Origin of the sequence: Mycetohabitans sp. B3 (assembly GCF_021498065.1) — a bacterium.
Classification (GTDB): domain Bacteria; phylum Pseudomonadota; class Gammaproteobacteria; order Burkholderiales; family Burkholderiaceae; genus Mycetohabitans.
On record NZ_JAHLKN010000011.1, the window covers coordinates 1 to 26,648 of the forward strand.

General features: G+C 64.3%; 19 protein-coding genes and 1 pseudogene. 9 read left to right on the forward strand and 11 right to left on the reverse strand.

Annotated features, from left to right (window positions below; all coding sequences use genetic code 11):
- Positions 1 to 11: 11 nt before the first annotated feature.
- Positions 12 to 815, forward strand: a complete 804-nt coding sequence (locus KQH55_RS02010) for an ABC transporter ATP-binding protein (protein ID WP_370643174.1) — start codon at positions 12 to 14, stop codon at positions 813 to 815.
- Between the two features lie 109 nt (positions 816 to 924).
- On the opposite strand, the gene KQH55_RS02015 is transcribed toward KQH55_RS02010, so the two are convergent.
- Both KQH55_RS02015 and KQH55_RS02020 read right to left on the reverse strand, forming a co-directional pair.
- Complete coding sequence (locus KQH55_RS02015) at positions 925 to 1,938, reverse strand: cobalamin-binding protein (protein WP_083703761.1); 1,014 nt, start codon at positions 1,936 to 1,938, stop codon at positions 925 to 927.
- A gap of 19 nt (positions 1,939 to 1,957) precedes the next feature.
- Positions 1,958 to 2,188, reverse strand: a pseudogene (locus tag KQH55_RS02020) (PaaI family thioesterase); the annotation flags it as partial.
- Between the two features lie 113 nt (positions 2,189 to 2,301).
- Here KQH55_RS02020 and KQH55_RS02025 point away from each other — a divergent pair.
- Positions 2,302 to 2,925, forward strand: a complete 624-nt coding sequence (locus KQH55_RS02025; protein WP_076797023.1) for a ParA family protein — start codon at positions 2,302 to 2,304, stop codon at positions 2,923 to 2,925.
- A 36-nt stretch (positions 2,926 to 2,961) separates the two neighbouring features.
- On the opposite strand, the gene panD is transcribed toward KQH55_RS02025, so the two are convergent.
- The 4 genes from panD to KQH55_RS02045 form a co-directional block, all read right to left on the reverse strand.
- The gene (panD, locus tag KQH55_RS02030; protein ID WP_076797024.1) at positions 2,962 to 3,354 is read right to left on the reverse strand and encodes an aspartate 1-decarboxylase; all 393 of its coding nucleotides are present in this window, start codon (positions 3,352 to 3,354) and stop codon (positions 2,962 to 2,964) included.
- A gap of 107 nt (positions 3,355 to 3,461) precedes the next feature.
- Entirely contained in the window at positions 3,462 to 4,295 is an 834-nt protein-coding gene (gene panC / locus KQH55_RS02035) for a pantoate--beta-alanine ligase (protein WP_076797025.1), read from the reverse strand.
- 30 nt (positions 4,296 to 4,325) lie between these two features.
- On the reverse strand, positions 4,326 to 5,201 hold the full coding sequence (locus KQH55_RS02040; protein ID WP_373566349.1) for a ScpA family protein: 876 nt from the start codon (positions 5,199 to 5,201) through the stop codon (positions 4,326 to 4,328).
- Between the two features lies 1 nt (position 5,202).
- Complete coding sequence (locus KQH55_RS02045; protein ID WP_076797026.1) at positions 5,203 to 5,388, reverse strand: DUF3460 family protein; 186 nt, start codon at positions 5,386 to 5,388, stop codon at positions 5,203 to 5,205.
- 335 nt (positions 5,389 to 5,723) lie between these two features.
- Here KQH55_RS02045 and KQH55_RS02050 point away from each other — a divergent pair, with 335 nt between their 5' ends.
- A complete protein-coding gene (locus tag KQH55_RS02050; RefSeq protein ID WP_235090193.1) occupies positions 5,724 to 7,430 on the forward strand; it encodes an autotransporter assembly complex family protein in 1,707 nt (568 codons plus the stop codon).
- A gap of 32 nt (positions 7,431 to 7,462) precedes the next feature.
- Complete coding sequence (locus KQH55_RS02055; protein ID WP_235090109.1) at positions 7,463 to 11,599, forward strand: translocation/assembly module TamB domain-containing protein; 4,137 nt, start codon at positions 7,463 to 7,465, stop codon at positions 11,597 to 11,599.
- A gap of 24 nt (positions 11,600 to 11,623) precedes the next feature.
- On the opposite strand, the gene metG is transcribed toward KQH55_RS02055, so the two are convergent.
- Positions 11,624 to 13,732, reverse strand: coding sequence for a methionine--tRNA ligase (gene metG, locus KQH55_RS02060; RefSeq protein ID WP_235090110.1), 2,109 nt, complete (start codon positions 13,730 to 13,732; stop codon positions 11,624 to 11,626).
- A 362-nt stretch (positions 13,733 to 14,094) separates the two neighbouring features.
- A complete protein-coding gene (locus tag KQH55_RS02065; RefSeq protein ID WP_235090111.1) occupies positions 14,095 to 14,757 on the reverse strand; it encodes an OmpA family protein in 663 nt (220 codons plus the stop codon).
- 318 nt (positions 14,758 to 15,075) lie between these two features.
- Here KQH55_RS02065 and apbC point away from each other — a divergent pair, with 318 nt between their 5' ends.
- The 4 genes from apbC (at position 15,076) to KQH55_RS02085 (ending at position 19,844) form a co-directional block, all read left to right on the forward strand.
- A complete protein-coding gene (gene apbC, locus KQH55_RS02070) occupies positions 15,076 to 16,164 on the forward strand; it encodes an iron-sulfur cluster carrier protein ApbC (protein ID WP_076785331.1) in 1,089 nt (362 codons plus the stop codon).
- An 89-nt stretch (positions 16,165 to 16,253) separates the two neighbouring features.
- Positions 16,254 to 16,781, forward strand: coding sequence for a superoxide dismutase family protein (locus KQH55_RS02075; protein WP_076785330.1), 528 nt, complete (start codon positions 16,254 to 16,256; stop codon positions 16,779 to 16,781).
- A gap of 102 nt (positions 16,782 to 16,883) precedes the next feature.
- Positions 16,884 to 17,453, forward strand: a complete 570-nt coding sequence (gene dcd / locus KQH55_RS02080; RefSeq protein WP_076785329.1) for a dCTP deaminase — start codon at positions 16,884 to 16,886, stop codon at positions 17,451 to 17,453.
- Between the two features lie 105 nt (positions 17,454 to 17,558).
- Complete coding sequence (locus KQH55_RS02085; protein ID WP_235090112.1) at positions 17,559 to 19,844, forward strand: arginine/lysine/ornithine decarboxylase; 2,286 nt, start codon at positions 17,559 to 17,561, stop codon at positions 19,842 to 19,844.
- Positions 19,845 to 20,025: 181 nt separating this feature from the next.
- Here KQH55_RS02085 and argH read toward each other — a convergent pair whose 3' ends face one another.
- The 3 genes from argH to ppc form a co-directional block, all read right to left on the reverse strand.
- Positions 20,026 to 21,435, reverse strand: coding sequence for an argininosuccinate lyase (gene argH, locus KQH55_RS02090; protein ID WP_235090113.1), 1,410 nt, complete (start codon positions 21,433 to 21,435; stop codon positions 20,026 to 20,028).
- Positions 21,436 to 21,499: 64 nt separating this feature from the next.
- Positions 21,500 to 22,459 carry a helix-turn-helix transcriptional regulator gene (locus KQH55_RS02095; RefSeq protein ID WP_235090114.1) on the reverse strand — a complete coding sequence of 320 codons (960 nt, stop codon included), beginning with the start codon at positions 22,457 to 22,459 and terminating at the stop codon, positions 21,500 to 21,502.
- Between the two features lie 101 nt (positions 22,460 to 22,560).
- Positions 22,561 to 25,536 carry a phosphoenolpyruvate carboxylase gene (gene ppc / locus KQH55_RS02100; RefSeq protein ID WP_235090115.1) on the reverse strand — a complete coding sequence of 992 codons (2,976 nt, stop codon included), beginning with the start codon at positions 25,534 to 25,536 and terminating at the stop codon, positions 22,561 to 22,563.
- A gap of 131 nt (positions 25,537 to 25,667) precedes the next feature.
- Here ppc and hemC point away from each other — a divergent pair, with 131 nt between their 5' ends.
- Complete coding sequence (gene hemC, locus KQH55_RS02105; RefSeq protein ID WP_139337138.1) at positions 25,668 to 26,636, forward strand: hydroxymethylbilane synthase; 969 nt, start codon at positions 25,668 to 25,670, stop codon at positions 26,634 to 26,636.
- Positions 26,637 to 26,648 lie beyond the last annotated feature (12 nt).

Consider the following 26,648-nt stretch of genomic DNA (forward strand, 5'->3'; position numbering starts at 1 on the left):
GCGTACAGGCACTGACGCTGCAGGTGGGCGGCCGCACGCTGCTTGATGCGCTGTCGCAGCGCTTTGAGCCCGGCGAGCTGTGGTGCCTCGCCGGACCGAACGGCGCTGGCAAGTCGACCTTATTGATGACCCTTGCCGGATTGCGTGCACCCACGCGCGGCAGCGTCGTATTCGATGGCGTGCCACTCACCCGGTGGCCGGTCCATCGGCTCGCGCGGCATCGGGCATGGATGACCCAGCAGCTTCACGATGCGTTCAGCGCAACGGCCCTCGATACCGTCCTGCTGGCACGCTATCCCCACCTGTCGGGTTGGGGCTGGGAGCGCGACGTGGATCGCGCCGCGGCATATGAGGCGCTGGCGGCGGTCGGCCTAGCCGGGTTTGCCGCGCGCGACGTGCTGTCGCTGTCCGGCGGCGAGCGGCAACGTGTGGCCCTTGCCGCTGCCCTCTGCCAGGACGTGCCGCTGCTGTTGCTGGACGAGCCGTTGGCGCACCTGGATTTGCACCACCAGATCGATGCGGTGACATTGCTGGCGAAATGGGTCGGTGCAGCGCCCCGCACAGTGGTGTTCTCGTGCCACGATCTTACGCTGGCAAGGCGGTTTGCAACGCACGCGTTGTTAATCGACGGGCGTGGGCGCGCGTGGGCTGGGCCCGTGCGTGACGTGCTGACACCAGTCCTTGCCAGTCACGCGTTTGGCTATCCGCTGGTGCTGTTGCGCGACGGCGCGAACGAGGCGCTGATACCCGCGCTGGCGCCGGCGCGGGGCGATGCACCTGTTTTAAGTGGGCGAGATGGCGATGATCTCTGGTGATGCGCCCGCGGCAATCGAGCCGCTCGCCGGTGATCCGCGTGACGGAGCGCGGCGTTGCACCGTCGGGTGCCCGTCTCGCTTCGCGTTGGACGTTGGGCTGCTGGCACCGTTAGGGACGAAGTAAGCCGTCAGGGTTTCGTGCCGGGGCGCGCTGGCGGGCTTGTTCTAACGCCTGGCACAATAACGCTGTGGCGTCGGCCAACCGCGGGCCGGGACGGCTGATCAAGTCCGCGTCGACGGTGAACAGGTTGTCGCGCGCGACCGCGCGCATGCCCGGCCAGCGCTGCCATCGGCGCAGCGCCGAGTCGTCGCCGCTTGGATCCGTGGACTGCGCGACCCGGTGCACCCGTGCAGGTTCCGGCCGCGTGGCAATGATCGCGTCAGGATCGACTGCGATGACCGCTTCGGTTGACACCGTCGGCACCCGTTCGCTTAGCGAGCCGAACAGATTACGTCCGCCGCAGACGGAGAGCACGTCGCTGATGATATGCGTACCGTTCAGTGTCATTAGCGGGTCATCCCATACCTGGAAAAAAACTGAAACGGGTGGCCGGCTCGCGTAGCATTGTTGCAGCGCGGCAATACGCGCATCGAATGCCCGGGCGGCCTCGCGCGCCTGCGGTTCGGTGCCAAGCAGCGTACCCAAGCGGATCAGCGTCGAGCTGATGTCGGCTAGCCGATGCGGTTCACTGTAGAACAGCGGTACGTGTAGTGACTTCAACCGTTCGACCTGGCGCTGTGGATTGCCGTGCCACCAGACGACAATCAAATCCGGGTGCGTGGCCGCAATCCGTTCGAGGTCCAGTGTCGTGTTGCTGCCGATGACCGGCACGTCGCGAGCGGCGCTCGGGTAATCGCTGAAGCTGACCGTGCCGACCAGCCGGCTGCCGCCGCCGGCTGCGTAAATCAGTTCCGTGATGCTGGGCGCTAGGCTCACGACGCGCCGTGCCGGCGCATTCAATGTCACGCGCGCACCGCTGTCGTCCAGCACTTGCACTGGTGCGGCCGCGCAAGATACGGGTGTGCCGGCGCCCGACAGCGCGAGCAGCAGACTGACCAACACGCCGCTTGCGCGCCGTGTGCGGCGCTGGGGCCGCACGACAGGAGACTGGTGGGCGGTCATGCCTTCACCGTGATTGGAATTCCGGCAGGTGCGCAACGCACGCATAGCCGCATGCGGTGTCCGCCAGCCCGACGACCGTGGCAGCATGCCAATACCCGTTTGGCGCGAGCAGTTCCGCGCGCACTGTCAACTCGGCGACCAAGCGGCCCTGCTGCAACTCGCGCACACGCACGCCGAGCAACTCGGGGAGCCGGCCTTGCTGGCGCGCCGCCAGCGATTCGATAGAAACGTCCGGGCGCAATGAACTCATTAAAGATCCGGAAAGAAGTGCCGAATGGGTCAAGTTCTTTGATAATACCTGGATTCGGCTGAGTAATTGGATAAGCCTAAGGCTATGTCAAGCCATTGATCCTGGGGGAATTCATGACGGTCATCGTTGTCGCTAATCCCAAAGGCGGTGTGGGTAAGAGCACGCTGTCGACGAATCTAGCGGGCTATTTTGCATGGCGCGGCGAGTGGGTGGCGCTCGCCGACCTGGACAAGCAGCAGTCATCGCGATCATGGCTGGACCTGCGGCCCGACACGCTGCCTAGGATCGAGCCGTGGGACATGAGCGGGGAGCGCAGTGCCCGGCCGCCAAAGGGATTCGAGCATGCGATCGTCGATACGCCGGCCGGCTTGCACGGCCCACGCCTGAACCTGGCACTGTCCGTCGCCGACAAGGTGCTGGTGCCGCTGCAACCGTCGATGTTCGACATTCTCGCCACGCAGCACTTCCTGCAGCGGCTAGCGCAGGAGAAGGGCGGGCGCAAGGGCGGCATCCAGATCGGTGTGGTCGGCATGCGCGTGGACGCTCGCACCCGTTCGGCGGAGCAGTTGCATCGATTCGTCGACGGGCTCGGCCTGCCAGTGCTTGGCTACCTGCGCGATACGCAAAACTATGTGCAACTGGCCGCGCATGGCCTGACGCTATGGGATGTGGCGTCAAGTCGGGTCGACAAGGACCTGGAGCAGTGGCAGTCGGTCGTCGCGTGGGCCGAGCAATGAGCTGCAGGGAGGGCGCGGGACGCCCGGCCGCATCGCTCAGCGCGCGTCCCAGTTCTGCGTCGGTACGTGGTCCCGGGCGCCCTTGATCGTATTGCGTTCGTCGCAGAACACCAGGTTCGGCTTGAAGCCATGACGCACGTCGGCGTCGTCGACCAGCGCGAACGCGGCGATGATAATGAGGTCGCCCACCTGCGCGCGGCGCGCGGCGGACCCGTTCAGCGAGATCATGCCGCTGCCCCGTTCGCCGCGGATCGCGTAGGTGGTCAAGCGCTCGCCGTTATTGATGTTCCAGATGTCGATCTGCTCGTTTTCCGCGATGTTGGCGGCCTCGAGCAGATTTTCGTCGATGGCGCAGGAACCTTCATAGTGCAATTCACAGTGCGTGACGGTGGCGCGGTGAATCTTCGATTTGAGCATCGTACGTTGCATGGGGGGCTCCAGTAATGGGGTCTCCGGTACTGCGGTGTGCACCGCGTCGTGCGTTGCGGTTAGGGCACGGCGCGCGAGCAAAGGGGCCAGCGAGTCGGCGTGGGCGGTCAAATCTCCAGGTTATCAATGAGCCGGGTCGCGCCAAGCTGCGCGGCGGCGAGTACGACCAGTGGTTCATGCCCTTCGTGCGGTTGCGGCGAGCGCAGATTGGCGCGCTTGCGAATCGCAATATAGTCGGGTTTCCAGCCGCGCTCGATTAACGTCTCGAACGCGGCTAGCTCAATCTTGGCGAAATCGCGGTGACCCGCGAGCACGCTCTCGCGCACCTGCTGCAGTGTACGATACAGGGTTGGCGCCTCGGCACGCTCCGATGGCGTCAGATACACATTGCGTGACGACAGCGCGAGCCCGTCCGTGTCGCGCACCGTCTCGGCGGCGACCACTTCAATGGGCAGCGCGAATTGCTCACACATCTGTCGCACGATCATCAACTGCTGGTAGTCTTTCTTGCCGAACACCGCGACACGCGGCTGCACGCACGACATCAGTTTCATCACGACCGTGCAGACGCCGTGAAAGAACCCTGGCCGGAACTCGCCCTCGAGAATGTCGCCCAGATCGTGCGGCGGGTGCACGCGATATTCCTGCGCACGCGGGTACATGTCCTGCTCGGTCGGCGCGAACAGCACGTAGACGTTTTCCCGCTGCAGTTTGTTGATGTCGGTCTCGAGCGTGCGCGGATACTTGTCGAAATCCTCGCTCGGCCCGAATTGCAGCCGGTTCACGAAGATGCTGGCGACCACTGGGTCGCCGTGCTGGCGCGCTAGGCGCATCAGCGATAGGTGTCCTTCGTGCAAGTTGCCCATCGTGGGCACGAACGCGACGCGGTTCTGCCCGCGCAGCTGGTCGCGCAATTCGTTGATCGAGCTAATGACTTTCATGTAAGCGGAAAAGGATCGCTGAGCGGATCCTTAGATCGGTGAGTACGCCAGCCGGACGTAGATCGGTGCGAACGGCTCGGCCTGCGTGATCTCGAGCAACGATTCGCGGGAGAGCTCCAGCATCGCAATGAAGTTGACGACCACCACGGGCACGCCACGCGATACATCGAACAATTCGGTGAATTCCATGAAACGCGCGTGCTGTAGCTTGCGCAGGATCTGGCTCATGTGCTCGCGCACCGACAGTTCCTCGCGGGTGATCTTGTGATGCTGCACGAGCTTGGCGCGCTTGAGCACGTCGGCCCATGCGCCGCGCAGGTCGTCCGCGTTGACGTCCGGCCAGCGTGGCGCCAGGTTTTGCTCGATATATACCTGCGCGCGCAGGAAGTCACGCCCGTGCTGCGGCAGGCGGTCCAACTGTTGCGCGGCAAGCTTCATTTGCTCGTACTCGAGCAGTCGGCGTACTAATTCGGCACGCGGGTCCTCGACATCCTCGCCGGTGTCGGCCTGTTTCACCGGCAGCAACATGCGTGACTTGATTTCGATCAGCATGGCCGCCATTAGCAAGTATTCGGCCGCCAACTCCAGGTTCGTCGCGCGGATCTGGTCGACGTAGCCCAAGTATTGCGCGGTGACGTCCGCCATCGGAATGTCGAGCACGTTGAAATTCTGTTTGCGGATCAAGTAGAGCAGCAGATCGAGCGGACCCTCAAATGCTTCCAGAAAGACTTCGAGCGCGTCCGGCGGGATGTACAGGTCTTGCGGCACCTTGAACAGCGGCTCACCGTATAGGCGAGCGAACGCGACGCCGTCGAGCGTGCCCGGCGTCGAGTCGGTGGCCGGCGTGTACAGCGCGACCTCGGATGCCTGCTGGCCCGGGTCGTCCGGTGCCGGAACGGCGCTCACGTCAGAAATTCTGGTAGTACACGTAGGGTGTCTGCGGCACGCGTGCCTGTTGATGGCGCGTGCGCTCGTCCAGATCGATCGGCGCTTTGTCCCACAGCAGTGCGCGGCCGTTGCGTTGCTGTTCCTCGAGTTCCGGATGTTGCTGCTTGAGCTGGGCCAGGAATTGGCTGATGTCTGATTGATACATGACAATACTCCGCAAACCAAAAAATCCGATTCCAGATTTTACCGCAAGCTTCCGGACTCGGAACAAAGGGGGCGGGCCGCCTCTCCAATGGCGCAACCCGGCCCGCCCGCGCCAGCGCATTGCGTCATTCATGCCTGAGTGCCTGGCGCGTGTGATATGTTCCAATATAGGTTTGCCACTTCGCGCCACCGACGCTGCGACGTTGACCGCCATGTTCATCGACGGAGTTCGATTTGTCACGTAGTTCTCCTGGGCTGCCTTGCGGCGTTGCCTGGCGCGCGCGAGCAATATACACGCGAGTGCACGCGGTGCGCTGGGCGCTGCAATGCGCCATAATGGTCATGCCACTGATGACGCCTGGCGCCGCCCTGGCCAAGTACGACGTGGATATTGACGCGCCGTCCTATGCACTGCGTAAGCTGCTGCGGGCTCACCTGGATGTGTCGCGTTTCGCTAAGCGAAATGACATCTTGGACGAGCAATTTGAGTTTCTCGTGACGGCGGTACCGCAGCAAGTGCGCGACCTACTGTCCACTGAAGGGTATTTCGAGCCGGTGGTGCGCACCGACGTGCGCGCCGATAAGCGTCGCGCGGTGACCGTGCATGTGGAGCCGGGCCCGCGCACGCACGTGTCGGCGGTCGAGTTGTCGTTCACTGGGCCGATGCTGACCGAGGCGCCCGAAAAGGAAAAGGCGGTACGCAGCGCATTCGGGCTGACAAGCGGTGAGCCGTTTACGCAGACGGCGTGGGACGAGGCCAAGAAGGCCTCGCTTAAGATGCTGCAATCGCACCGCTACCTGGGCGCGACAATTGCGCATTCGCAAGCGCGGATCAATCCTCGTACCCATGAGGCACGCTTGAGCATCACATATGAGAGCGGGCCGACGTTCACCATTGGGCCGCTGGATGTGTCCGGCACGCGGCGCTATCCGCAATCGATTATCACGAACGTCAACCCGCTGGGTCCGGGCGAAATCTACAGCGCCGAGCGCATCGCCGAACTGCAGCGGCAGGTGCAGAACACGCCGTACTATGCCAGCGTTGGCATTTCAGTCGATGACGACGTCCGCCAACCGCAGAACACGCCCGTGCACGTTAAGGTCAGTGAATACCAGTACAACGCGGTGCGTACTGGCATTGGCTATTCGTCCGATACCGGCGGACACATCCAGGGGGCATACTCGTACCTGGACATGTTCGGCGCTGCCTGGCCCTTCAGCTTCTCGGGCCGGTTGGACCAGACGCAGCAGTACGGCCAGGTGCAGCTGTCGATGCCGCCGGGACCGCGCGCGTGGACCAACACGCTGCTCGGCTCGTACACGCGCACCGACGTGTCGGGCACCGATATCCATAGCGCGCGGGTCGGCGCGCAGCGCACGCGCACGTCGCAAAATATCGACTACAACTACCAGGTGCTGTTCTACCTGGATCGTCTGGACCAGAATAGCGCCGGGCCCACCGTGAGCCGCGCGCTCGTGCCGGCGTGGTTGTGGACCCGGCGTAACGTCGACGATCCGGTGTTTCCGCGAGCGGGCAACCTGCTGCGCCTAGAGGCCGGTTTGGCGATCAAGGGCGTGAGGACGGATCAGACGTTCGGGCGGGCCTACGCGAACGCACGGCAGTACGTGCCGATTGGTCGACGCGACATCGTGCTGCTGCGGCTGCAAGCCGGTGGCGTATTCACGACCGGCGGCTCGCGCGGCATACCGGCATCGTTGCTGTTTCGCGCCGGCGGCACGGAGACGATACGCGGCTATGGCTACGACAGCATTGGCAACAATGTGGGCGGCTCGGTGCTGCCGACCAAATATCTGCTCAGCGGCGGCGCCGAATACCAGCACTGGTTCAACCACGACTGGGGCGCGGCGGCCTTCTGGGATATCGGCACGGCGACCGACAACTGGACCGAAAAGTTTTTTTACCAGGGTGTGGGCGTCGGCGCACGCTGGCGCAGCCCCGTCGGGCCAATCAATGTTGACCTCGCATATGGCCTGCGCAACCATAGCTGGCGCCCCTATTTGACGCTGGGCATCGCGTTCTGATTCACCTTGCGGCACTACCCGATTCTTGACGCATGAGCGACGACGACCACCAGCCTGCCGACCGTGAACCCTCCCGCCCCGGCGGCGAGCCGCGCACCAGTGGCGCTGCCGGGCAGCACGGCGATCGCGCACCAGGGCGGCGTGGCCGCGGCCGGCGCGTGCTGTGCTGGGCCAGCGGCCTGGGGTTCAGTCTCGTGCTGGCGGTGGTCGCGTTGCTGGTGGCTGTGCATACCGAACCGGGCACGCGCGCGCTGTGGCAGATCGCGAGTCGGGCCACGGCGGGTGCGTTCTCCGGGACACTCGACGGGGGTACGCTTGCGCACGGGCTGCGAGCACGTGACGTCAGGTGGCAGCGCGGGGGCACGGATATCCGGCTCGATCGTATCGACGGACAGTGGAGGGTGACGCACCTACCGTGGCGATTGTCCATCCAATCGCTAAGAATTGGCACGGTCGAGGCTCAGCTCGCCCCGGCTGGTCAACCCGCCACGCGTGCGACGCTGCCGCAGCGGTTGACCGTGCCGCTGCAGGTGCAGATCCATTCACTGGACGTGGCCGCGATCCGCCTCCACGAGCCGGGATCGACGATCGAGCTATCGGCATTGCACGCGCACGGCAGCAGCGACGGGCGGCGTCATCATCTTGTGCTCGACAGGCTGCAAACTCCGTATGGCCCGCTCCATGCGGACGTGGCGCTAGACGGCGTACGGCCGTTCGCCGTGCGTGGCGAGACAGGGCTGTCAGGCCAGTTCGGCGGGCATGAGATGCGGCTTGGTGTGCAGGTGTCCGGTTCGCTGCAGGCGCTCGTCGCCGACATGCAGGCGAGCGGTATGCAGTCGAACGGCTTGCAGTTGAATGGGGTCGCGCACGTGGAGGCTACCCCATTTGCCGACGTGCCGTTGAAGGTCGTCACGCTCGACGTCGACCGTCTCGATCCCCGAGCCTTCAATCCGGGCGCACCGCATGCGGACCTATCGATACGCGCCCGCTTGCGGCCGGTCGAGCCCGCGCCGCGCGCTCAGGCGCGCGGCGCCGCTGCCCCCGACATGTCGCTGGTCGTCGCTGGTGAAGTATCCGTCGTCAATGCGGTGCCCGGGCTACCCGCACAGCAACGCCTGCCGCTGATCGACGCGCGTACCAACGTGCGCGTGGACGCGAGCCGGCAAATCCTCTCCGCGCTGAAGGTCCGTCTGCTCGGCGGCGCGACGGTGAGCGGAGCGGGCGCGCTGGAGCATGGTCGTGGCCGTGTTGAGCTGTGCACGTCCGACCTGGATCTGAGCGTGTTGAGCGCCACGTTGCGCACGACCCGGCTTGCCGGACCCATCGGCGTCGAGCTCGATGCCGCTCGCCAGCAGGTGCAGGTTGATCTGGCGGACGCCGACGCCAAGCTGCGTGTGCAAGGGGCCGTCTCGATCAATCCCAGGCAGCTCGCGCTAGAGCGCGTGAGACTCACGGCGGGTGACGGGCACGCGGAGCTTGCCGGTGTGCTGCGTCGAGATGAGCACTCCAACTACGAATTGAAGGCCACGTTGGCGGCGCTCGATCCGTTCGCGTTGTTGGCGCGTGACAGCCTGCAGACAGGCCACACGGGTGGACCGGTTCCGTACAACGGCAGCCGCATGGCGCCCAAGGCTGCCGGCAGCGGTACGGGCAAGGCCGCCGCCAAGGGTGCCGGCAAGCGCGCCGCCCAGCGGTTCGATGCGAGCGTGACCGGCACGCTCAACGCAAAAGGCGCATTGACGCCGACGCTTACCGTCCAGGCCGACTTTGCGGTGCGCGATAGCGTCTACAACGGCTTGCCGCTGAATGGCGGCGGGACGCTGGCGCTGGCCGGCACGCGGATCATGTCCAGTGACGTGCACGTGAGCGTGGCCGGCAACGACATCCAATTACGCGGCAGCTTCGGCGCAGCCGGCGACCGGTTGCTGTTCCATGTCGATGCCCCGGCGCTAGAGCGGCTTGGTTTTGGCATGGCGGGCGCGGCGCACGCCAAGGGCGATGTGACCGGCTCGCTCGCGCATCCGAATGTGGTCGCCAGCTATCAGGCAGACGGCGTGGTCATGGGCGGCAACCGGATCGGCCATGCCGCGGGCCGTATCGAGTTGCGCGACGGGGCGCAGGGCGCGATGATCGCGACCCTTGACGCGCGAGCGGTAACCACGCCGCAGGTGCGGTTCAATGCGCTGTCGCTACGGCTGGATGGGGTGCGCGCGCACCACACGTTGATCGCCAGCGGGAACGGCAGCGTCGGTGGACAGCCGGTCGATTTCAACGTGGCGGCAAGCGGCAAGCTAACCGACGCGCGGGGCGGTATCGGCTGGGATGGCACGATCAGACAACTGGAAAACCGCGGCCTGCCCGAGGTCAAGCTGGCCGCGCCGGCGACCGTGAGCGCCAGCGCCGGGCATTGGGTGATCGGCGCCACGCGCTTGAGCGTGGAGCGCGCGTTGCTGGACTTGAAGTCGTTTCAATATGCGGGCGGGCGTTTGCAATCGAGCGGCTCGCTGGCGCATGTCGACGTGGCGCGCCTGCTGCAGCTTCGCGAGCAACTCACGCACCAGCAGGCGTCGTTCAGGACCGATTTGGTGTTCGATGCGCAGTGGGACGTGTCGTTCGGGCCGCGCGCCGCGGGCTATGTGCAGATCAAGCGGCGCTCAGGGGACGTCACGATTGATGCGGGACGCGGCATTGCGTCGCTGGGCATCAGCGACGCAATGGCACGCATTGACTTTGCAGCGGGCCGCCGCCTGAATGCGACGGTCCAAGCGGTGGCCGAGCGCCTTGGCACGCTGGACGCGACGCTGCGCATGCCGGTTGCCATGCAGGACGGTGTGCCGGTGGTGGCCGGCGACGCACCGCTGGACGGCACGGTTGTGCTTGACCTGCCGTCGCTGCGTACTACCGGCGGGCTGCTCGGACCAAGCTACCGGCTCGATGGGCAGATGTTACTGAAGCTGGCGATCGCGGGTCAGGTATCGCATCCGAAGGTCTCCGGCACGCTGACCGGCGATGGCTTGTCGGCGACCATTGTTGACCAAGGCATCACGCTCAAAGACGGTATCGTGCGCGTGGTGCTGACCGAGAACCAGGTCGAATTCCGACAGGTTCAGTTTCATGGCGCTCAAGGCACGCTGCGCGCCACCGGCAACGTGATGCTCGACCAACAGAACCCTGATTTGAGCGCGCATATCGTGGCCGATCAGCTCGAGCTGTTCGCGTCGCCGTATCGCCAGCTGTCGTTGTCCGGTGATGCGACGGTGGCCAATGCCGGCGCGCAGGGCGGGATGGCGATCAATGGCCGGTTTTTTGTCAACAAGGCACTGTTCGATTTGCCGGAGCAATCGGCGCCAAGTTTGTCCGACGACGTCGTGATCGTGCGACCGGACGGCACGGTCGAGGACGAGCACGCTGCGGCGCGTGCCGACGCCGGCAAGCCGGCGGGCCCGTTCGCGCCACGCGCCAACATTGACGTCGACTTGGGTCAGAATTTTCGCTTTCGCGGCGCTGGCGCCGATTTGGGGCTGCGTGGTGTGATCAACCTCGTCAGCGCACCGAACCAGCTGTTGCGTGCCGTGGGCAACGTGCGGGTCGTGGAAGGGTCCACCTATACCGCGTTTGGCCGCAAGCTGGGTATCGAGAACGGCTATTTCACGTTTAATGGGCCGGTCAACGACCCGGGCATCAACATCCTCGCGATGCGGCGCAACCAGGAGATCGAAGCCGGTGTACAGGTGACCGGCACCGTGCAGTCGTCCAAGGTCAAGCTGGTGTCGGAGCCCAACGTGAACGACAACGAGAAGCTGTCATGGCTGCTACTTGGGCATGGCACCGATACCGGCGCGAACCTTGGGCAGCAGAGCACGATGAATGCGGCGATCGCGCTGCTGGGCAGCGCGACCGGCAAGCGGATCGCGCAAACCTTTGGACTGGACGAAGTCTCGGTCGGCCAAAGTGAGGTCGGCCTAACAGATCCGCAAGTGGTGACGCTCTCGAAGGCCATCACCGAGCGGCTCGTGCTCGGCTACGAGCAAGGCATTGAGACGACGAACAACGCGTTCAAGGTGACGGTGAACCTGTCGCGGTTCTGGGCCATCATGTCCTACGCCGGCACCTATAACGGCGTGGACCTGCAGTTCACCCGTCGCTTCGACGGCTTTTGGAAAAAGTAGCGGCGCGCAGTGCGCGCTAGTGCGCTATTTGACCCGCATGCCAGGTTTTGCACCGCTGTGCGGCTCGAGCACGTAGATGCCGGGTTCCTTTTTCTCATCCGCCGCCGACGCGGCCAATACCATGCCTTCGGACACGCCGAACTTCATCTTGCGTGGCGCGAGGTTTGCGACCATCACGGTCAGCTTGCCGATCAGTTCCTCGGGGCGGTAGGCTGCCTTGATTCCAGAGAACACCTTGCGCGTGCTCGCTTCGCCCACGTCCAGGGTCAGTTGCAGCAGTTTGTCGGACCCTTCCACCGCCTTGCAATCGACGATGCGCGCAATGCGCAGGTCGATCTTGGCAAAATCGTCGATCGTGATGAGGCGCTCGCCGTTTGCCGACGTGTTGTTGGCGCCCAACGACTTGGCCGTGCCCGCCGCGGTGGCGGCCGTGGTCACGTTCGGCTGCAATGACTGGCGGTTGGCGGCAAGCAGCGCGTCGATCTGCTTGGGGTCCACGCGCTGCATGAGGTGCTGGTACGGCCGGATCGGCCGCGCTGACGACAGCGGCACTGTGACGTCGGCCCATGTGAGCGGCTCGATCGACAGGAATGTTTCGACCGATTCGGCGAGCTTCGGCAATACCGGCTTGAGCGCCAGCGTGAGCAACCGAAACGCCTCAAGGCTGACGCTGCACGTCTCGTGCAACGCCACCGCATTGGCGGGATCCTTGGCCTGTTCCCAAGGCTTGGCGGCATCCACGTACGCGTTGACGGCATCCGCCAACTCCATGGTCTGGCGCAGTGCGCGGCTGTATTCGCGGCCTTCGTAGTGCGCCGCGATCGTCGGGATCGCGGCGCGCAGCCGGACCAGCAGCGGATGGTTCATCGCGCTGTCCTGCACGCGTGCATCGAACCGCTTGACCAGGAAACCGGCGGCGCGGCTCGCGATGTTCACGTATTTGCCGATCAGGTCGCTGTTGACGCGCGCCTGGAAGTCATCGAGGTTCAGATCGATGTCCTCCATCGTGCTGTTAAGTTTCGCGGCGAGGTAGTACCGCAGCCATTGCGGATCCAAACCGGTCGTGATGTAGCTGTTCGCGTTGATGAAGGTGCCGCGCGACTTAGACATTTTCGTGCCGTCCACGGTCAGGAAGCCATGCGCGAACACGTTGGTCGGCGTGCGGTAGCCGGAAAATTGCAGCATCGCAGGCCAGAACAGCGTGTGGAAATACAGGATGTCCTTGCCAATGAAGTGGTATTGCTCGGTGGTCGAATCCGGACGGACCCATTCGTCGAAATCCAAGCCGCGACGCTCGCATAGGTTCTTGAAGCTTGCATAGTAGCCGACCGGTGCATCGAGCCACACGTAGAAGTACTTGCCGGGCGCGCCCGGGATTTCGAAGCCAAAGTACGGCGCATCGCGCGAGATGTCCCAGTCGGCGAGCTTCGCGTCGTCGTCCTCGCCGAGCCACTCGCGCATCTTGTTGGTGGCTTCCTGCTGCGCGAGCTGGCTGACCCAGCCGCGCAGGAAGGTCTCGCAGCGCGGATCGGACAGCTTGAAAAAATAGTGCGTCGATGTTTTTTTCACCGGCGTCGCGCCGGACAACACTGAATACGGTTTGACCAGTTCAGTTGGCTGGTACGTCGATCCACACACCTCGCAACTGTCGCCATACTGGTCCTTCGCGCCGCATTTCGGGCATTCACCTTTGATGAAGCGGTCTGGCAGGAACAGCTCCTTGACCGGGTCATACGCTTGTTCGATATCGCGCGCCGCGATCAATCCGGCATCGTGGAGTGCGGTGAAAATGCGCTCGGACAACGCCCGGTTCTCGTCCGAGTCCGTCGAGTAATAATTGTCGAACGAGATGCCGAAATGGTCGAAATCGCGCTTATGCTCTTGCCAGACGCGCTCGATCAACTGCCGCGGCGTGATGCCCTCGGACTGCGCGCGCAGCATGATCGGCGTGCCATGGGTATCGTCCGCGCCGACATAGTACACCTCGTGACCGTGCATTCGCATCGCGCGCACCCAGATGTCGGTCTGGATATACTCAACGAGATGGCCAATGTGGATCGGGCCGTTTGCGTACGGCAGCGCGGAGGTGACGAGCATGCGGCGCGGCGCGCCGGCGGAGACGGGAGCTGACATGGCGGATAGAGCGTTTGATTCGACGAAAACGGGATGGAGCGCCGATTTTAGCAGGCGCGACTGCGATGACACGGTCGCGACAGTGGACGCGCGAAGCACGCGCGGGCCCACATTGTCCGCGCTTTGCCGCAGACTGGCGGGCGCAGGCGGTCATCGTGCAATGCTAAAAAAACCGGGGCTTCGAGCCCCGGAGCAACAACGACAAGAGGAGAATGGTGACGCAACGGTATCGCCGTCACGTACCATATAAACAGACATCGAATCAGCTACGAAGTTCGAAAAAATTTCGAGATTTAACAACGATCCGTCTGCCGCCGCGTGTCGCGGCGGCAATCATCACGGTGGCAGAAAATTAGGGCGCATCATCCGCGCGGTTGTGAGGTGGCCCGCAGGTAGATCTCCACGCGCCGGTTCTGTGCGCGGCCAGCCTCCGTGCTATTGTCCGCAATCGGTTGCGTCTGTCCGCGGCCTTCGGCGGCCAGCCGTTGCGCGGCGACGCCATGCTGCGCCAGGTATTGCGCGACGCTTTGCGCACGTTCTTGCGACAGCGTTTGATTGTACCGCGGCTGGCCGGTGCTGTCGGTGTGTCCGACCACGTGTGCCACCAACTCGGGATGCTGGGTCAGCGTCTGCGCCACCTGGTCGAGCACCAGTGTGAACGAAGGTTTGATTGCGTAGCTATTCGTGTCGAACGAGACCGAGCTCGGGATATTGAGCTTCAGCGAGCCATCCGGTTGCTCGGACACTTGGGTGCCGGTGCCCGCGGTGACACCCGACAGTTTGTGCTTGATCGCCTGCCAGTTGTACCCGGTGATGCCTCCGACCGCGGCGCCGGCCGCAGCGCCGATCGCCGCCCCGTGGCTGCCGCCGAAGATTGCCCCGAGTCCGGCGCCGGTGGCCGCGCCGACGCCGGTGCCAACCGCCGCGTTGCTGCCTTGCGGCGTCTGGCAGCCGGCCAGCAGCGCGCCTGCGACTGCGAGGACCGACACTTGCAGCGGAAGGCGGAAGGTGAGTTTCGCGTTCATATGACACCTCATGGGTTAGGTTGATTGGGCCGATAGTAGAACGATGTGCATGGCACACCGTCGGGAGCGATGCTTGCGTGCGGCATTTAAGCGTGATCTTCCGACGAGCGCGCCCGCAGCATCGCAGGCTTCATGCCACTACAATGTCGAAACAGCTGCCGATCGCAGAGCGTGCCGCGGGAAGCGCCGTTTGGCAACGCCACGCAACAATTTTTTGCAACTTCTGGTATGAGGTTCGACGCGACCCCGCACGCAAGGTTCGATGCACGCGGCAGGCGTTGGGTGATCGGATGGAACACTTCAAGTAACGGAGCAACGATGACAATCGACAGGGCCCAGATCGACGCCGTGCTGCACGGCGTGATCGACCCGAACACCGCAGAGCCGATAACGGCGGGCAAAGGGGTGCGCAACGTCGCGATTGACGGCGACACGGTATCACTCGAGGTCGTGCTGGGCTATCCGGCCAAGAGTCAGTATGCACTGATCCAAGCGCGTGTCGAACAAGCGCTGCGCGCCGTGCAGGGCGTGGCGCATCTGCACGTGACGGTATCTCACCAGATCGTGGCGCACGCGGTACAACGCGGCGTGCAATTGTTGCCGAACGTACGCAATATTGTCGCGGTCGCCTCTGGTAAGGGCGGGGTTGGCAAGAGCACCACGGCCGCAAATCTCGCGCTTGCGCTGGCTGCCGAAGGCGCGTCGGTTGGCGTGCTGGACGCGGACATCTACGGCCCATCGCAGCCGACGATGCTTGGCATCAACGGCCGTCCGGCGTCCGAGGATGGCAAGACGATGATTCCGCTCGAAGGCCATGGTGTACAGGCTAACTCGATCGGCTTCCTGGTCGAGCAGGACAATCCGATGGTGTGGCGTGGGCCGATGGTCACGTCCGCGCTCGAGCAGTTGCTGCGGCAGACGAATTGGCGCGACCTGGACTATCTGATTGTCGACATGCCACCCGGCACCGGCGATATCCAACTCACGCTCGCGCAGCGGGTGCCAGTGACCGGTGCGGTGATCGTCACGACGCCGCAGGACATTGCGCTGTTGGACGCGCGAAAGGGTCTGAAAATGTTCGAGAAGGTCGGCGTGCCGATCCTAGGCGTCGTCGAGAACATGAGCATCCATATCTGCTCCCACTGTGGCCACGCCGAGCCGATCTTCGGCGCTGGCGGTGGCGAGCGCCTTTGCGCACAGTATAGCGTGCCGTTCCTGGGCAGTCTGCCGCTGGATATCGGCATCCGCGAGCAGGCCGATGCGGGACGTCCGACGGTGGTCGCCGACCCGCATGGACGCATCGCCGGCCTGTATCGCGACATGGCCCGCCAGGTCGCGCTCCGGATTGCGAAGCTGTCGCGCGACATGAGTTCGAAGTTCCCGACCATCGTCGTGCAGAACACCTGACATGGCTCTGTGACATCCTCTATGGCGGCCGCCCCGCTAGATGGGCCAGACGCGGTATCATTGCGGCTTGTTCAGTACCCTGAGGCTTAATGGAACCGCGATTGGGATGGCGTCTTGTCGGCACGATGATTACGCTGCTTGCGACTAGCGTGATGCTGGTCGGTTGTGCGTCGATCTTCGGCAGGCACGACAAGCGTGCCGACGTTCAGATCGTGCCGGCGGCTGGCCATGCCGCACGCGGCACGGTCACGTTGATCGAGCATGCCGATGGTGTGCAGGTGACCTATAACCTCAGTGGGCTGCCGCCGGACAGTGATCATGCGCTGCAGATCCATGAGCGCGGCGACTGCCATTCGCCGGGTGCTGCAGGCGGGGTGTTCAGCCCTGGGGCCGAGCGCCTGAAGCAAGGGATTAGGCTCGAAGGCGACCTGGTGAACCTGCACGCGGACGCGAACGGTGTGGCGGCCGGGTTCATCGTGTCGCCGTACGTATCGCTCGACGGCGTGCGCTCGGTGGTCGGCCGCGCGCTGATCGTGCATCGCGACGCGCAGGACTATTATGCGTTTCCGCCGCGCGACGCTGGTCCCGCGCTGGGCTGCGGCATCATTCGCAGGTAATGGCCACGCTGCGATGAAATGGCCCCACTACGATGAGGCGGCGGCGCCCCGCTCCGTTCGCTCGTTTTCAACCCGCGGCCCTGCCGCCTTTCGATTGCACGTATGACGATCAAATCCGATAAATGGATCCGGCGCATGGTCGAGCAGTACAGCATGATCGAGCCATTCGCGCCGGATCAGGTGCGCGTTGCGCCGGATGGTCATAAGATTGTCAGCTACGGCACGTCGAGCTACGGCTATGACATCCGCTGTGCGGACGAATTCAAGATCTTCACTAACATCAACTCGACGATCGTCGATCCGAAGAACTTCGACGAGAAGTCCTTTGTCGACTTCAAGGGCGACGTGTGCATCATCCCGCCGAACTCGTTTGCGCTGGCACGCACCGTCGAGTACTTTCGCATTCCGCGCAACGTGCTGACCGTGTGCCTGGGCAAGTCCACGTATGCGCGCTGCGGGATCATCGTCAACGTCACGCCGTTCGAGCCCGAATGGGAAGGGCACGTGACACTGGAGTTCTCGAACACGACGCCACTGCCGGCGAAGATCTACGCGAACGAGGGCGTGGCGCAGGTACTGTTCTTCGAGAGCGACGAAGTCTGCGAGACATCCTATGCGGACCGTGGCGGCAAGTACCAGGGCCAGCATGGCGTCACGCTGCCCAAGACCTGAGTTGTCGCGCGCCGCCGCGCCACGCAGCGCGGCTCAATCCGGCATATCACGGCCGCTGCATACCCGAACGGTAGAGTGCAGCGGTTTGTTTTTGGAGAATCACCGATGAAGTTTCGCTACCCTGTCGTCATCATCGACGAGGATTTTCGCTCGGAGAACATCTCCGGCTCGGGTATCCGCGCGCTTGCCGAGGCGATCGAGCGCGAGGGGGTCGAGGTGCTCGGCCTGACGAGCTACGGTGATCTGACCTCGTTCGCGCAGCAGTCCAGCCGCGCGTCTTGCTTCATCCTGTCGATCGACGACGACGAGATCGCGCTGGTCGATGAGGTTGCCGCGACGCACGACCAGGTGCCCGATCTCGCCCACGCGATCCTAGCGCTGCGCTCGTTCGTCGCCGAGGTGCGGCGTCGTAACGCCGATATCCCGATCTTCCTGTACGGCGAGACGCGCACGTCGCGTCATATTCCGAACGACATCCTGCGCGAATTGCACGGCTTCATTCATATGTTCGAGGATACGCCTGAGTTCGTTGCGCGGCATATCATCCGCGAGGCGAAGGTGTACCTGGATTCGCTGGCGCCCCCGTTCTTCAAGGAACTGGTCAAATACGCGGACGAAGGTTCGTATTCGTGGCATTGCCCGGGTCACTCCGGAGGTGTCGCGTTTTTGAAGAGTCCGCTTGGCCAGATGTTTCACCAGTTCTTCGGCGAGAACATGCTGCGCGCGGACGTGTGCAACGCGGTGGACGAACTTGGGCAACTGCTGGACCATACCGGGCCGGTGGCCGCGTCCGAGCGCAATGCGGCGCGCATCTTCAGCGCCGATCACCTGTTCTTTGTGACTAACGGCACGTCCACGTCGAACAAGATCGTCTGGCACGCCACCGTCGCGCCGGGCGACATCGTCGTGGTGGACCGCAACTGCCACAAGTCGATCTTGCACGCAATCACGATGACCGGCGCAATCCCGGTCTTCCTGACGCCCACCCGCAACCATTTCGGCATCATTGGGCCGATCCCGCGCGATGAGTTCCAACCGGAGAACATTCGCCGCAAGATCGACGCGAATCCGTTCGCGCGCGAGGCGCTCGCGAAAAACCCGAAGCTCAAGCCGCGGATTCTGACGATCACGCAAAGTACCTACGATGGTGTCGTCTACAACGTCGAGATGATCAAAGACCTGCTTGGCGACACGATCGACACGCTGCATTTTGACGAGGCCTGGCTGCCGCACGCCGAGTTCCACCCGTTCTACCAGGACATGCATGCGATCGGGCAGAACGCCCGCCGGACCGACGCGCTGGTGTTCGCGACCCATTCGACGCACAAGCTGCTGGCCGGCATCTCGCAGGCATCGCAGATCCTGGTACAGGATTCGCAGCTACCGCGCTTTGACCGGCATCGCTTCAACGAGGCGTACCTGATGCATACGTCGACCAGCCCGCAATACGCGATCATTGCGTCGTGCGATGTGGCTGCGGCGATGATGGAGCCGCCCGGCGGCACCGCGCTCGTCGAGGAGTCGATTGCCGAGGCGCTTGATTTCCGTCGTGCGATGCGCAAGGTCGATGCCGAATATGGCAACGATTGGTTCTTCAAGGTGTGGGGACCCGATCAGCTGGTGACCGAGGGTATTGGTTCGCGCGAGGACTGGATGCTGCGGCCGAACGACCGCTGGCATGGTTTCGGCAACCTGGCCGAAGGCTTCAACATGCTGGACCCGATCAAGGCGACGATCATCACGCCCGGGCTGGACGTGGACGGCGAGTTTGGCGAGGCGGGCATTCCGGCGGCGATTGTCACCCGTTACCTGGCCGAGCACGGCATTATTGTCGAGAAGACCGGACTGTACTCGTTCTTCATCATGTTCACGATCGGCATCACCAAGGGCCGCTGGAACTCGATGGTCACCGAGTTGCAGCAGTTCAAGGACGACTACGATCGAAACCAGCCGCTATGGCGCGTGCTGCCGGAATTCGTCGCGCAGTATCCCATGTACGAGCGCGTCGGGCTGCGCGACCTGTGCGAGCAGATTCACAGCGTGTACCGTGACAATGATATCGCGCGGCTGACGACTGAGATGTACCTGTCCAACATGGAACCGGCAATGCGTCCGACCGACGCGTTTTCAAAGATTGCGCACCGCGAGATCGACCGCGTGCCGATCGACGACCTCGAGGGCCGCGTCACCAGCATTCTGCTCACGCCGTATCCCCCGGGTATTCCGCTGCTGATCCCGGGCGAGCGGTTCAACGAGACCATCGTGCGCTATCTGAGGTTCGCGCGTGACTTCAATGCACGGTTCCCCGGCTTTCATACCGATATTCACGGGCTGGTCACCGACGTGGTCGGCGGCAACGTCGAATACTTTGTGGATTGCGTGCGGCCGTGAGCGGCGCGCCGGCCATCGGCCGGCGGGCGGCACCGATGGCACGGTAGGTGCCCGGTGGCACCGATGGCATGGCAGAGCAGATGTCCGGCGGCGCGATAGGCGGGCAAGGTAGGTGATTGACGGTGCGACAGGCGGGCAGTGTTCGATGGTGCGATAGTCGGCCAATAGCCGCGCGCCGCTGCTACCGAGACAGCGCGGCGCGTGCTGTCGCGATCGCGGCACGCACTTGCTGCGGCGCCGTGCCGCCCACGTGATCGCGGCTGGCGACCGAGCCTTCCAGTGTCAGACAGTCGAATACGTCGTCGCCCAGCAGCGACGAGACTTTCGGCAGCTCGGCGCGCAATTGGTCAAGCGTCAGGTCCGCCAGGTCACAGCGCCGGTCCACGCAGACTCGTACCGCATGCGCCACTGCTTCGTGCGCGTCGCGAAACGGCAAGTCACGCTTGACGAGGTAATCGGCTAGGTCGGTCGCAGTCGAAAAGCCCTGCAGCGCCGCGGCGCGCATCGTATCCGGCTTGACTGTGATGCCGGCGACCATTTCGGTGAAGATGCGCAGCGTGTCGGCCACCGTGTCAACGGTATCGAACAGCGGCTCCTTGTCTTCCTGATTGTCCTTGTTGTACGCGAGCGGCTGGCCCTTCATGAGCGTGAGTAGCGCGATCAGGTGCCCGTTCACGCGGCCGGTCTTGCCGCGCGCAAGCTCAGGCACGTCGGGGTTTTTTTTCTGCGGCATGATCGACGAGCCGGTGCAAAAACGGTCGGCCAGGTCGATGAAGCCGACCCGCGGGCTCATCCACAGCACCAGCTCCTCGGATAGCCGCGACACGTGCGTCATGACCAGCGCCGCGGCCGCCGTGAATTCGATCGCGAAGTCCCGGTCCGACACCGCATCGAGTGAATTCGTGCAGACGCCGTCGAAACCGAGCGTCCTGGCGACTTGCTCACGGTCAATCGGATAGCTGGTCCCCGCGAGCGCCGCAGCGCCCAACGGCAGCCGGTTGACCCGCTTGCGGCAGTCGAGCATCCGCTCGGTGTCGCGTGCAAACATCTCCACGTACGCGAGCAGATGGTGGCCGAAGGTCACCGGTTGCGCGACTTGCAGGTGCGTGAAGCCCGGCAGGATCGTGTCGGCATACCTTTCCGCGAGGTCGAGCAGCGCGCTTCGCAAATCCTTAAGCAGCGCGCTGATCCGGTCGATTTCGCCGCGCAGCCAGAGCCGGATGTCGGTGGCGACCTGGTCGTTGCGCGAGCGCCCGGTGTGCAGCCGCTTGCCCGCGTCGCCGATCAGCGCGGTCAGCCGGGCCTCGATATTCAGGTGGACGTCTTCGAGGTCCAGCTGCCATTCGAATTCGCCGCGCTCGATCTCGCCGCGGATCTGCTCCATGCCTTTGCGGATTGCCGCGACGTCGTCGTCGCTGATAATCCGTTGCGCACCGAGCATTGCCGCGTGCGCGAGCGAGCCTTCGATGTCGACGAGCGCGAGCCGCTTATCGAAGAACACGGACGACGTATAGCGTTTGACAAGCTCGGACATCGGCTCGGAAAAACGCGCCGACCAAGCTTCGCCCTTTTTGTGCAATTGGGAAGTCATGACAGGATGCCGCAATAGTGGAGGGTGCCGCTTGCCGCACGGCCGTGCGGCAAAGACAAACATTCTAGCATCGCGGCAGTGTGGCGCCGGCGTCGTGCGCGGCGGCCGCGGCGGTGGCTTCGCAGCGCGGCTTGTGTTGTGCGATTAGCACCACGAGTTTCATGTCGTCGCGCTGGGCCGGCACGAAGGTGATCTGATCGTAGGCGATGCGCCCGCGCGCCGGATGGTTGAACTCGCGCCGGCCGCCCTCGCGCTCAAACACGTCCTGCGATGCCCAGAAGCGCGCGAACGGATCGCATTGCGCAATCAGCGCGTCGAGTAGCGCGCGCGTGGGTGCGTCGTTCAGGTGTCGGATCGAGTCGGCGCGGAATTCGGCGACGAGCCGGCGTGCGCGCCTCTCCCAGTCGACGATCAGCGTGCGCGCAGCCGGCGATGTGAAGGTATAACGCAGCAGGTTGGGGCCGTTGCCTTGCGCGTCCTGGGGAACCAGTACGCCGGCGGTCGCGGCCGGCTTGGCTGCGTCGAGCCAGCCGATGAACAATTCCGCCGCTGCCGCGTTCCAGGCGAGCGCATTCCACTGCGGATCCAGCACGTAGGTGGGGGCGGCGATCAGCCCGACGCTCGCCAGCAGCGCCGCGGGCACGTCGGCCGTGCTCGCGTCCGGCTCGGCGGGATCGCGCTGCGCGGCAAGCTCGAACAGATAGGCCCGTTCCGCGCGCGACAGCCGCAACGCGACGGCAATCCGCGCCAGCGCGTCGGCGGATGCCGACACGGGACGGCCCTGCTCGATCCACGTGTACCACGTGGCGCTAACGTCGCACAATTGCGCCACTTCCTCGCGTCGCAAACCCGGCGTGCGGCGCCGCGTCCCGCGCGGCAGCCCGACGTCGGCCGGCGTGAGCCGTTCACGATGTGAGCGGATAAAATCGCCGAGCGCGCGCGCGGCTGACGCGTCGGCGCGCGGAGCGGATTCGCGAGTGCCGCGACGCGCGGCATCTAATGCAGCAGGCAAAGCGGTCGTCATGATCCGGGAGGTCATCGGTACTAGGATGGCGAGCGATCTTGTACTGGTATAACGCAGATGCGTATTGTACAGACTCACGCCGTAGCGCCGGCCTGCCGGCGTCAGCCCGTGTTGCGCAACCCTGCGGCGATTCCGTTGATCGTCAAGTGAATGCCGCGGCGCAACCGTGCGTTCGTGGTGCCCGCGCGGTGCCGGCGTAGCAGTTCGACCTGCAAGTGGTTCAGCGGATCGAGGTACGGGAAGCGGTTCTTGATCGAGCGGGCGAGCAGCGGATTGTCCGCTAGCCGCGATGAATGGCCGGTGATCTGTGCGAGTGCGTCCGCGGTGCGATGCCATTCGGCAACGATCTGACCGAATACCTGTTTGCGAAGCTTCTTGTCCGACACCAGGTGTGCATAGCGTGACGCGACCGCCAGATCCGACTTGGCGAGCACCATGTCCATGTTGGAGAGCAGGTTTGAGAAGAACGGCCACGTCTTGACCATTTTGCGCAGCAGCGCCACGCGCTTTTCCCGGTCCACTGCATCCGGCGCGGCATCCAGGTACGTGCTGATTGCGCTGCCAAAGCCGTACCAGCCGGTGAGCAGCAGACGGCATTGACCCCACGAGAAGCCCCATGGAATCGCGCGCAGGTCCTCGATGCGGCGATGCTTGGGATCGTGCAGCTTGCGCGACGCGGGGCGGCTGCCGATATTGAGTTCCGCAATCTCGGCAATTGGCGTGGATTCGAAGAAATAGTCGGTGAAGCCCGGGGTTTCGTAGACGAGCGCGCGGTAGGCCGACATCGCCGCGTCCGATAGCGTCTGCATCAGCGCCTCGAACTGCGGCAGCGCACGGGGCGACTGGGCATGTGGCTGCAATGTCGCCTCCAGCGTCGCGGCAATCACGGTTTCGAGATTGCGGCGGCCAATTTCCGGATTGCCGAACTTGCTGGCGATCACCTCGCCCTGCTCGGTCAACCGGATCTGCCCATCCACCGTGCCCGGTGGCTGCGATAGGATCGCCTGATAGGTCGGGCCGCCACCGCGCCCGACCGTGCCGCCTCGGCCGTGAAACAGTCGTAGCCTTACGCCGTGCTCACGGAACAGCGCGACCAGCGCCAGTTCGGCCCGATACAGTTCCCAGTTTGACGTGAGGAAGCCACCGTCCTTGTTGCTGTCCGAGTAGCCGAGCATCACTTCCTGTTCGCCGCCCTGGTGGCGTACGATCGACTCTATGCCTGGCAGCGCCAGCAGCGCTTCCATGATGCGCGGCGCGTGACGCAGGTCGGCGATGGTCTCGAACAGGGGAATCACCATCAAACTGACGCGCGGCGCATTCTGCCCAGCATGGGTTGCGTGCTGGCCGTTGCCCCCCTGTGGGGCCGCGGCGGGCAGGCTGCCGTGCATCAGGCCGGTTTCCTTTTGCAGCAGCATCACTTCAACCAGGTCCGATATGGTCTCGGTATGGGAGATGATGTAGTTGCGCACGGCCCGCTCGCCAAAGCGCTGCCGTATCGCACGCGTGGCCTCCAGCACGGCAAGCTCGCTGTGCACCAGTGGCGAGTACGCTGCGTACGGCAGGCGCAAAGCGCGCGGCTGCGCCAGTTCAGCCAGCAGCAGCGCCAGCTTGTCGTCTTCGGACAACGCGGCATAGTCGTCGACCACGCCGGCACGGGCAAACAGCTTGGTCAGCACGGCTTCGTGGATATCCGAACTTTGCCGCAGGTCGATGCTCGCAAGATGAAAGCCGAAGACTTCGACCGCGCGCGCGAGCGGTGCTAGCCGGGGGGCGGCGAGCGACGCGCCATGGCGCGCCTGCAGTGAGTCGATCAACACCTGCAGATCGGCGCGAAATGCATCGGGCGACGCGTAGGGCACCGCGTCGCGGTGTTCGCCGCGGATCGAGACGGCTGCGTCGCCGAGTAGCGCGCGTGCGGTGGCGGCCAGCCGCGCATAGATGCCGATCAGCGCGCGCCGATACGGCTCGTCCACGCGGTGCGGCGAAATATCGGGTGAGGTATCCGCCAGTTGCTTCAGCGCGTCGCTGGAGCCCGCCAGCAACTCGGAGACGGACAGCTCCGCGCCGAGCCGGTGCACCTGCTCCAAATAGTGTTGGAAGATCACCGCCGCCTGGCGCGTGATCGCCCGCTCGAGCGTGGCCGCCGTTACGTTCGGATTGCCGTCGCGGTCGCCGCCGATCCAACTGCCCATCTGAAAGAACGGAGGCAGTCGGATGGGCAGGCCGTGCTCGGCCAGTGCCTGTTCGATGTCTGCATACAATGCCGGGATCTCGTCCAGGAAGGTCGCTCGATAATATGACAGCGCGTTTTCGATCTCGTCGGCGACCGTAAGCCGCGAGCCACGCAGCATGCGGGTCTGCCACAGCGACGTGACACGGGCGCGCAGCAGCGCTTCGTTGGCCGCGCGCTCACGCGCGGTGAGCGGCTGGTCACGCTCGGCCAGCAAGCGTGCGATGTCGTGCTGCGCGTCTAGAATGCTTTTGCGCTGCACCTCGGTGGGATGCGCGGTGAGCACCAGCATGATCAGCCCGGTGTCGAAGAATGTCTTCAGCGCGGACAGCGATTCACCGCCGCTTGTGGCCAGCCGCGCAAGGGCGTATGCGACGGTGCCTGCCTGTGGGGCGGAGCCGGCCAGCGCATGGATGCGCCGGCGGCGGTTATGGTGGCGATCTTCGGCGATGTTTGCTAGATGGGAGAAGTAGCTGAATGCGCGCACCACGCTGACCGTTTGCTCCGGTGTGAGACCCTTGAGCATCTTGTCTAGCTTCTTGGCTGCGTCGATGTCGTCCTCGCGGCGGAATTTCACCGCTAATTGTCGGATCGTCTCGACTACGTTGAATACGGCGTCTCCCTCTTGCTCGCGGACCACGTCGCCAAGCAACCGGCCAAGGAAGCGGATGTCCTCGAACAGTGGCCCGTCCTTGTCCTCGCGGGTGCGACTGCGCGTGGGCGATGCCGCGGCGTGCGCCGGCGGCGTCGCCGCAGTCGGGGTCGGCCGTGCGGGGGTGGCGTGGGGGGTGGCAGAGGCGGTCTGGGCGTTGCGGCGCGCGGCAGTGGCCGATCCAGAAGTAGTCACAAGCAATTCCCCAAACTGGCGATTGAAGGGTTCCGGCATCCGCGCGTAGTATCGGGATGCCGAAGGGTGCGTGCTACCATTTGATTCGTTATCACATCCCGATTGGGTACGAGGTCGACTTGAGTCTCGAGATGCAATGCGCGATACCGCCCGCGACGCTGGTGATCGCCTCGCGTGAGAGCCGGCTTGCGCTGTGGCAAGCCGAGCATGTGGGCCGTGCGCTGCACAAATTATATCCGTCTTGCGACGTGAAGATCCTCGGTATGACCACCCGTGGCGATCAAATTTTGGATCGCGCGCTGTCTAAGGTGGGCGGCAAGGGATTGTTCGTCAAGGAATTGGAGAATGCACTGGCGGATGGCCGCGCGGACCTGGCGGTTCACTCGCTCAAGGACGTACCGATGACGCTGCCCGATGGCTTTGCGCTGCCGGTTGTCCTCACACGGGAAGACCCGCGTGATGCGTTCGTGTCGTCGCAATTTACCTCGTTGGCGCAATTGCCGGCAGGCGCTGTGGTAGGGACATCGAGCCTGCGCCGCGAGGCGATGTTGCGCAGCCGCTATCCGCATCTGGTGATCAAGCCGCTGCGCGGCAATCTGGACACCCGGCTGGCCAAGCTCGACCGCGGCGACTACGCGGCGATCATCCTCGCGGCCGCCGGGCTCAAGCGGCTTGGCCTCGCAGCGCGGATCCGCACGCTGCTGGACCCCGCTGATAGCCTGCCGGCGCCCGGGCAGGGGGCGCTCGGCATCGAAATCCGTGCCTCACGCGCCGATCTGCACCAGTGGCTCGCGCCATTGCGCGACATGCGCACGGCGCTGGCCGTGGAGGCCGAGCGGGCTGTATCGCGCGCGCTCGGCGGCAGCTGCGAGGTGCCGCTCGCCGCGTATGCGCAGTGGCAGGGCGACGTGCTGCAACTGCGGGCGTCGGTCGCCACGCCCGACGGCAGCCGTGTGCTGGCCGCGCATGGCAGCGCGGCGCCGACGGATACGGCCGGTGCGCTGGCACTCGGCCTGCACGTGGTACAGCAGTTGCAAGCGCAGGGCGCGATGCAGATCGTGCAGCAACTGCTTGACGCGTCGCGCGGCGGAACCGCGTGATGGGAGGAGGCC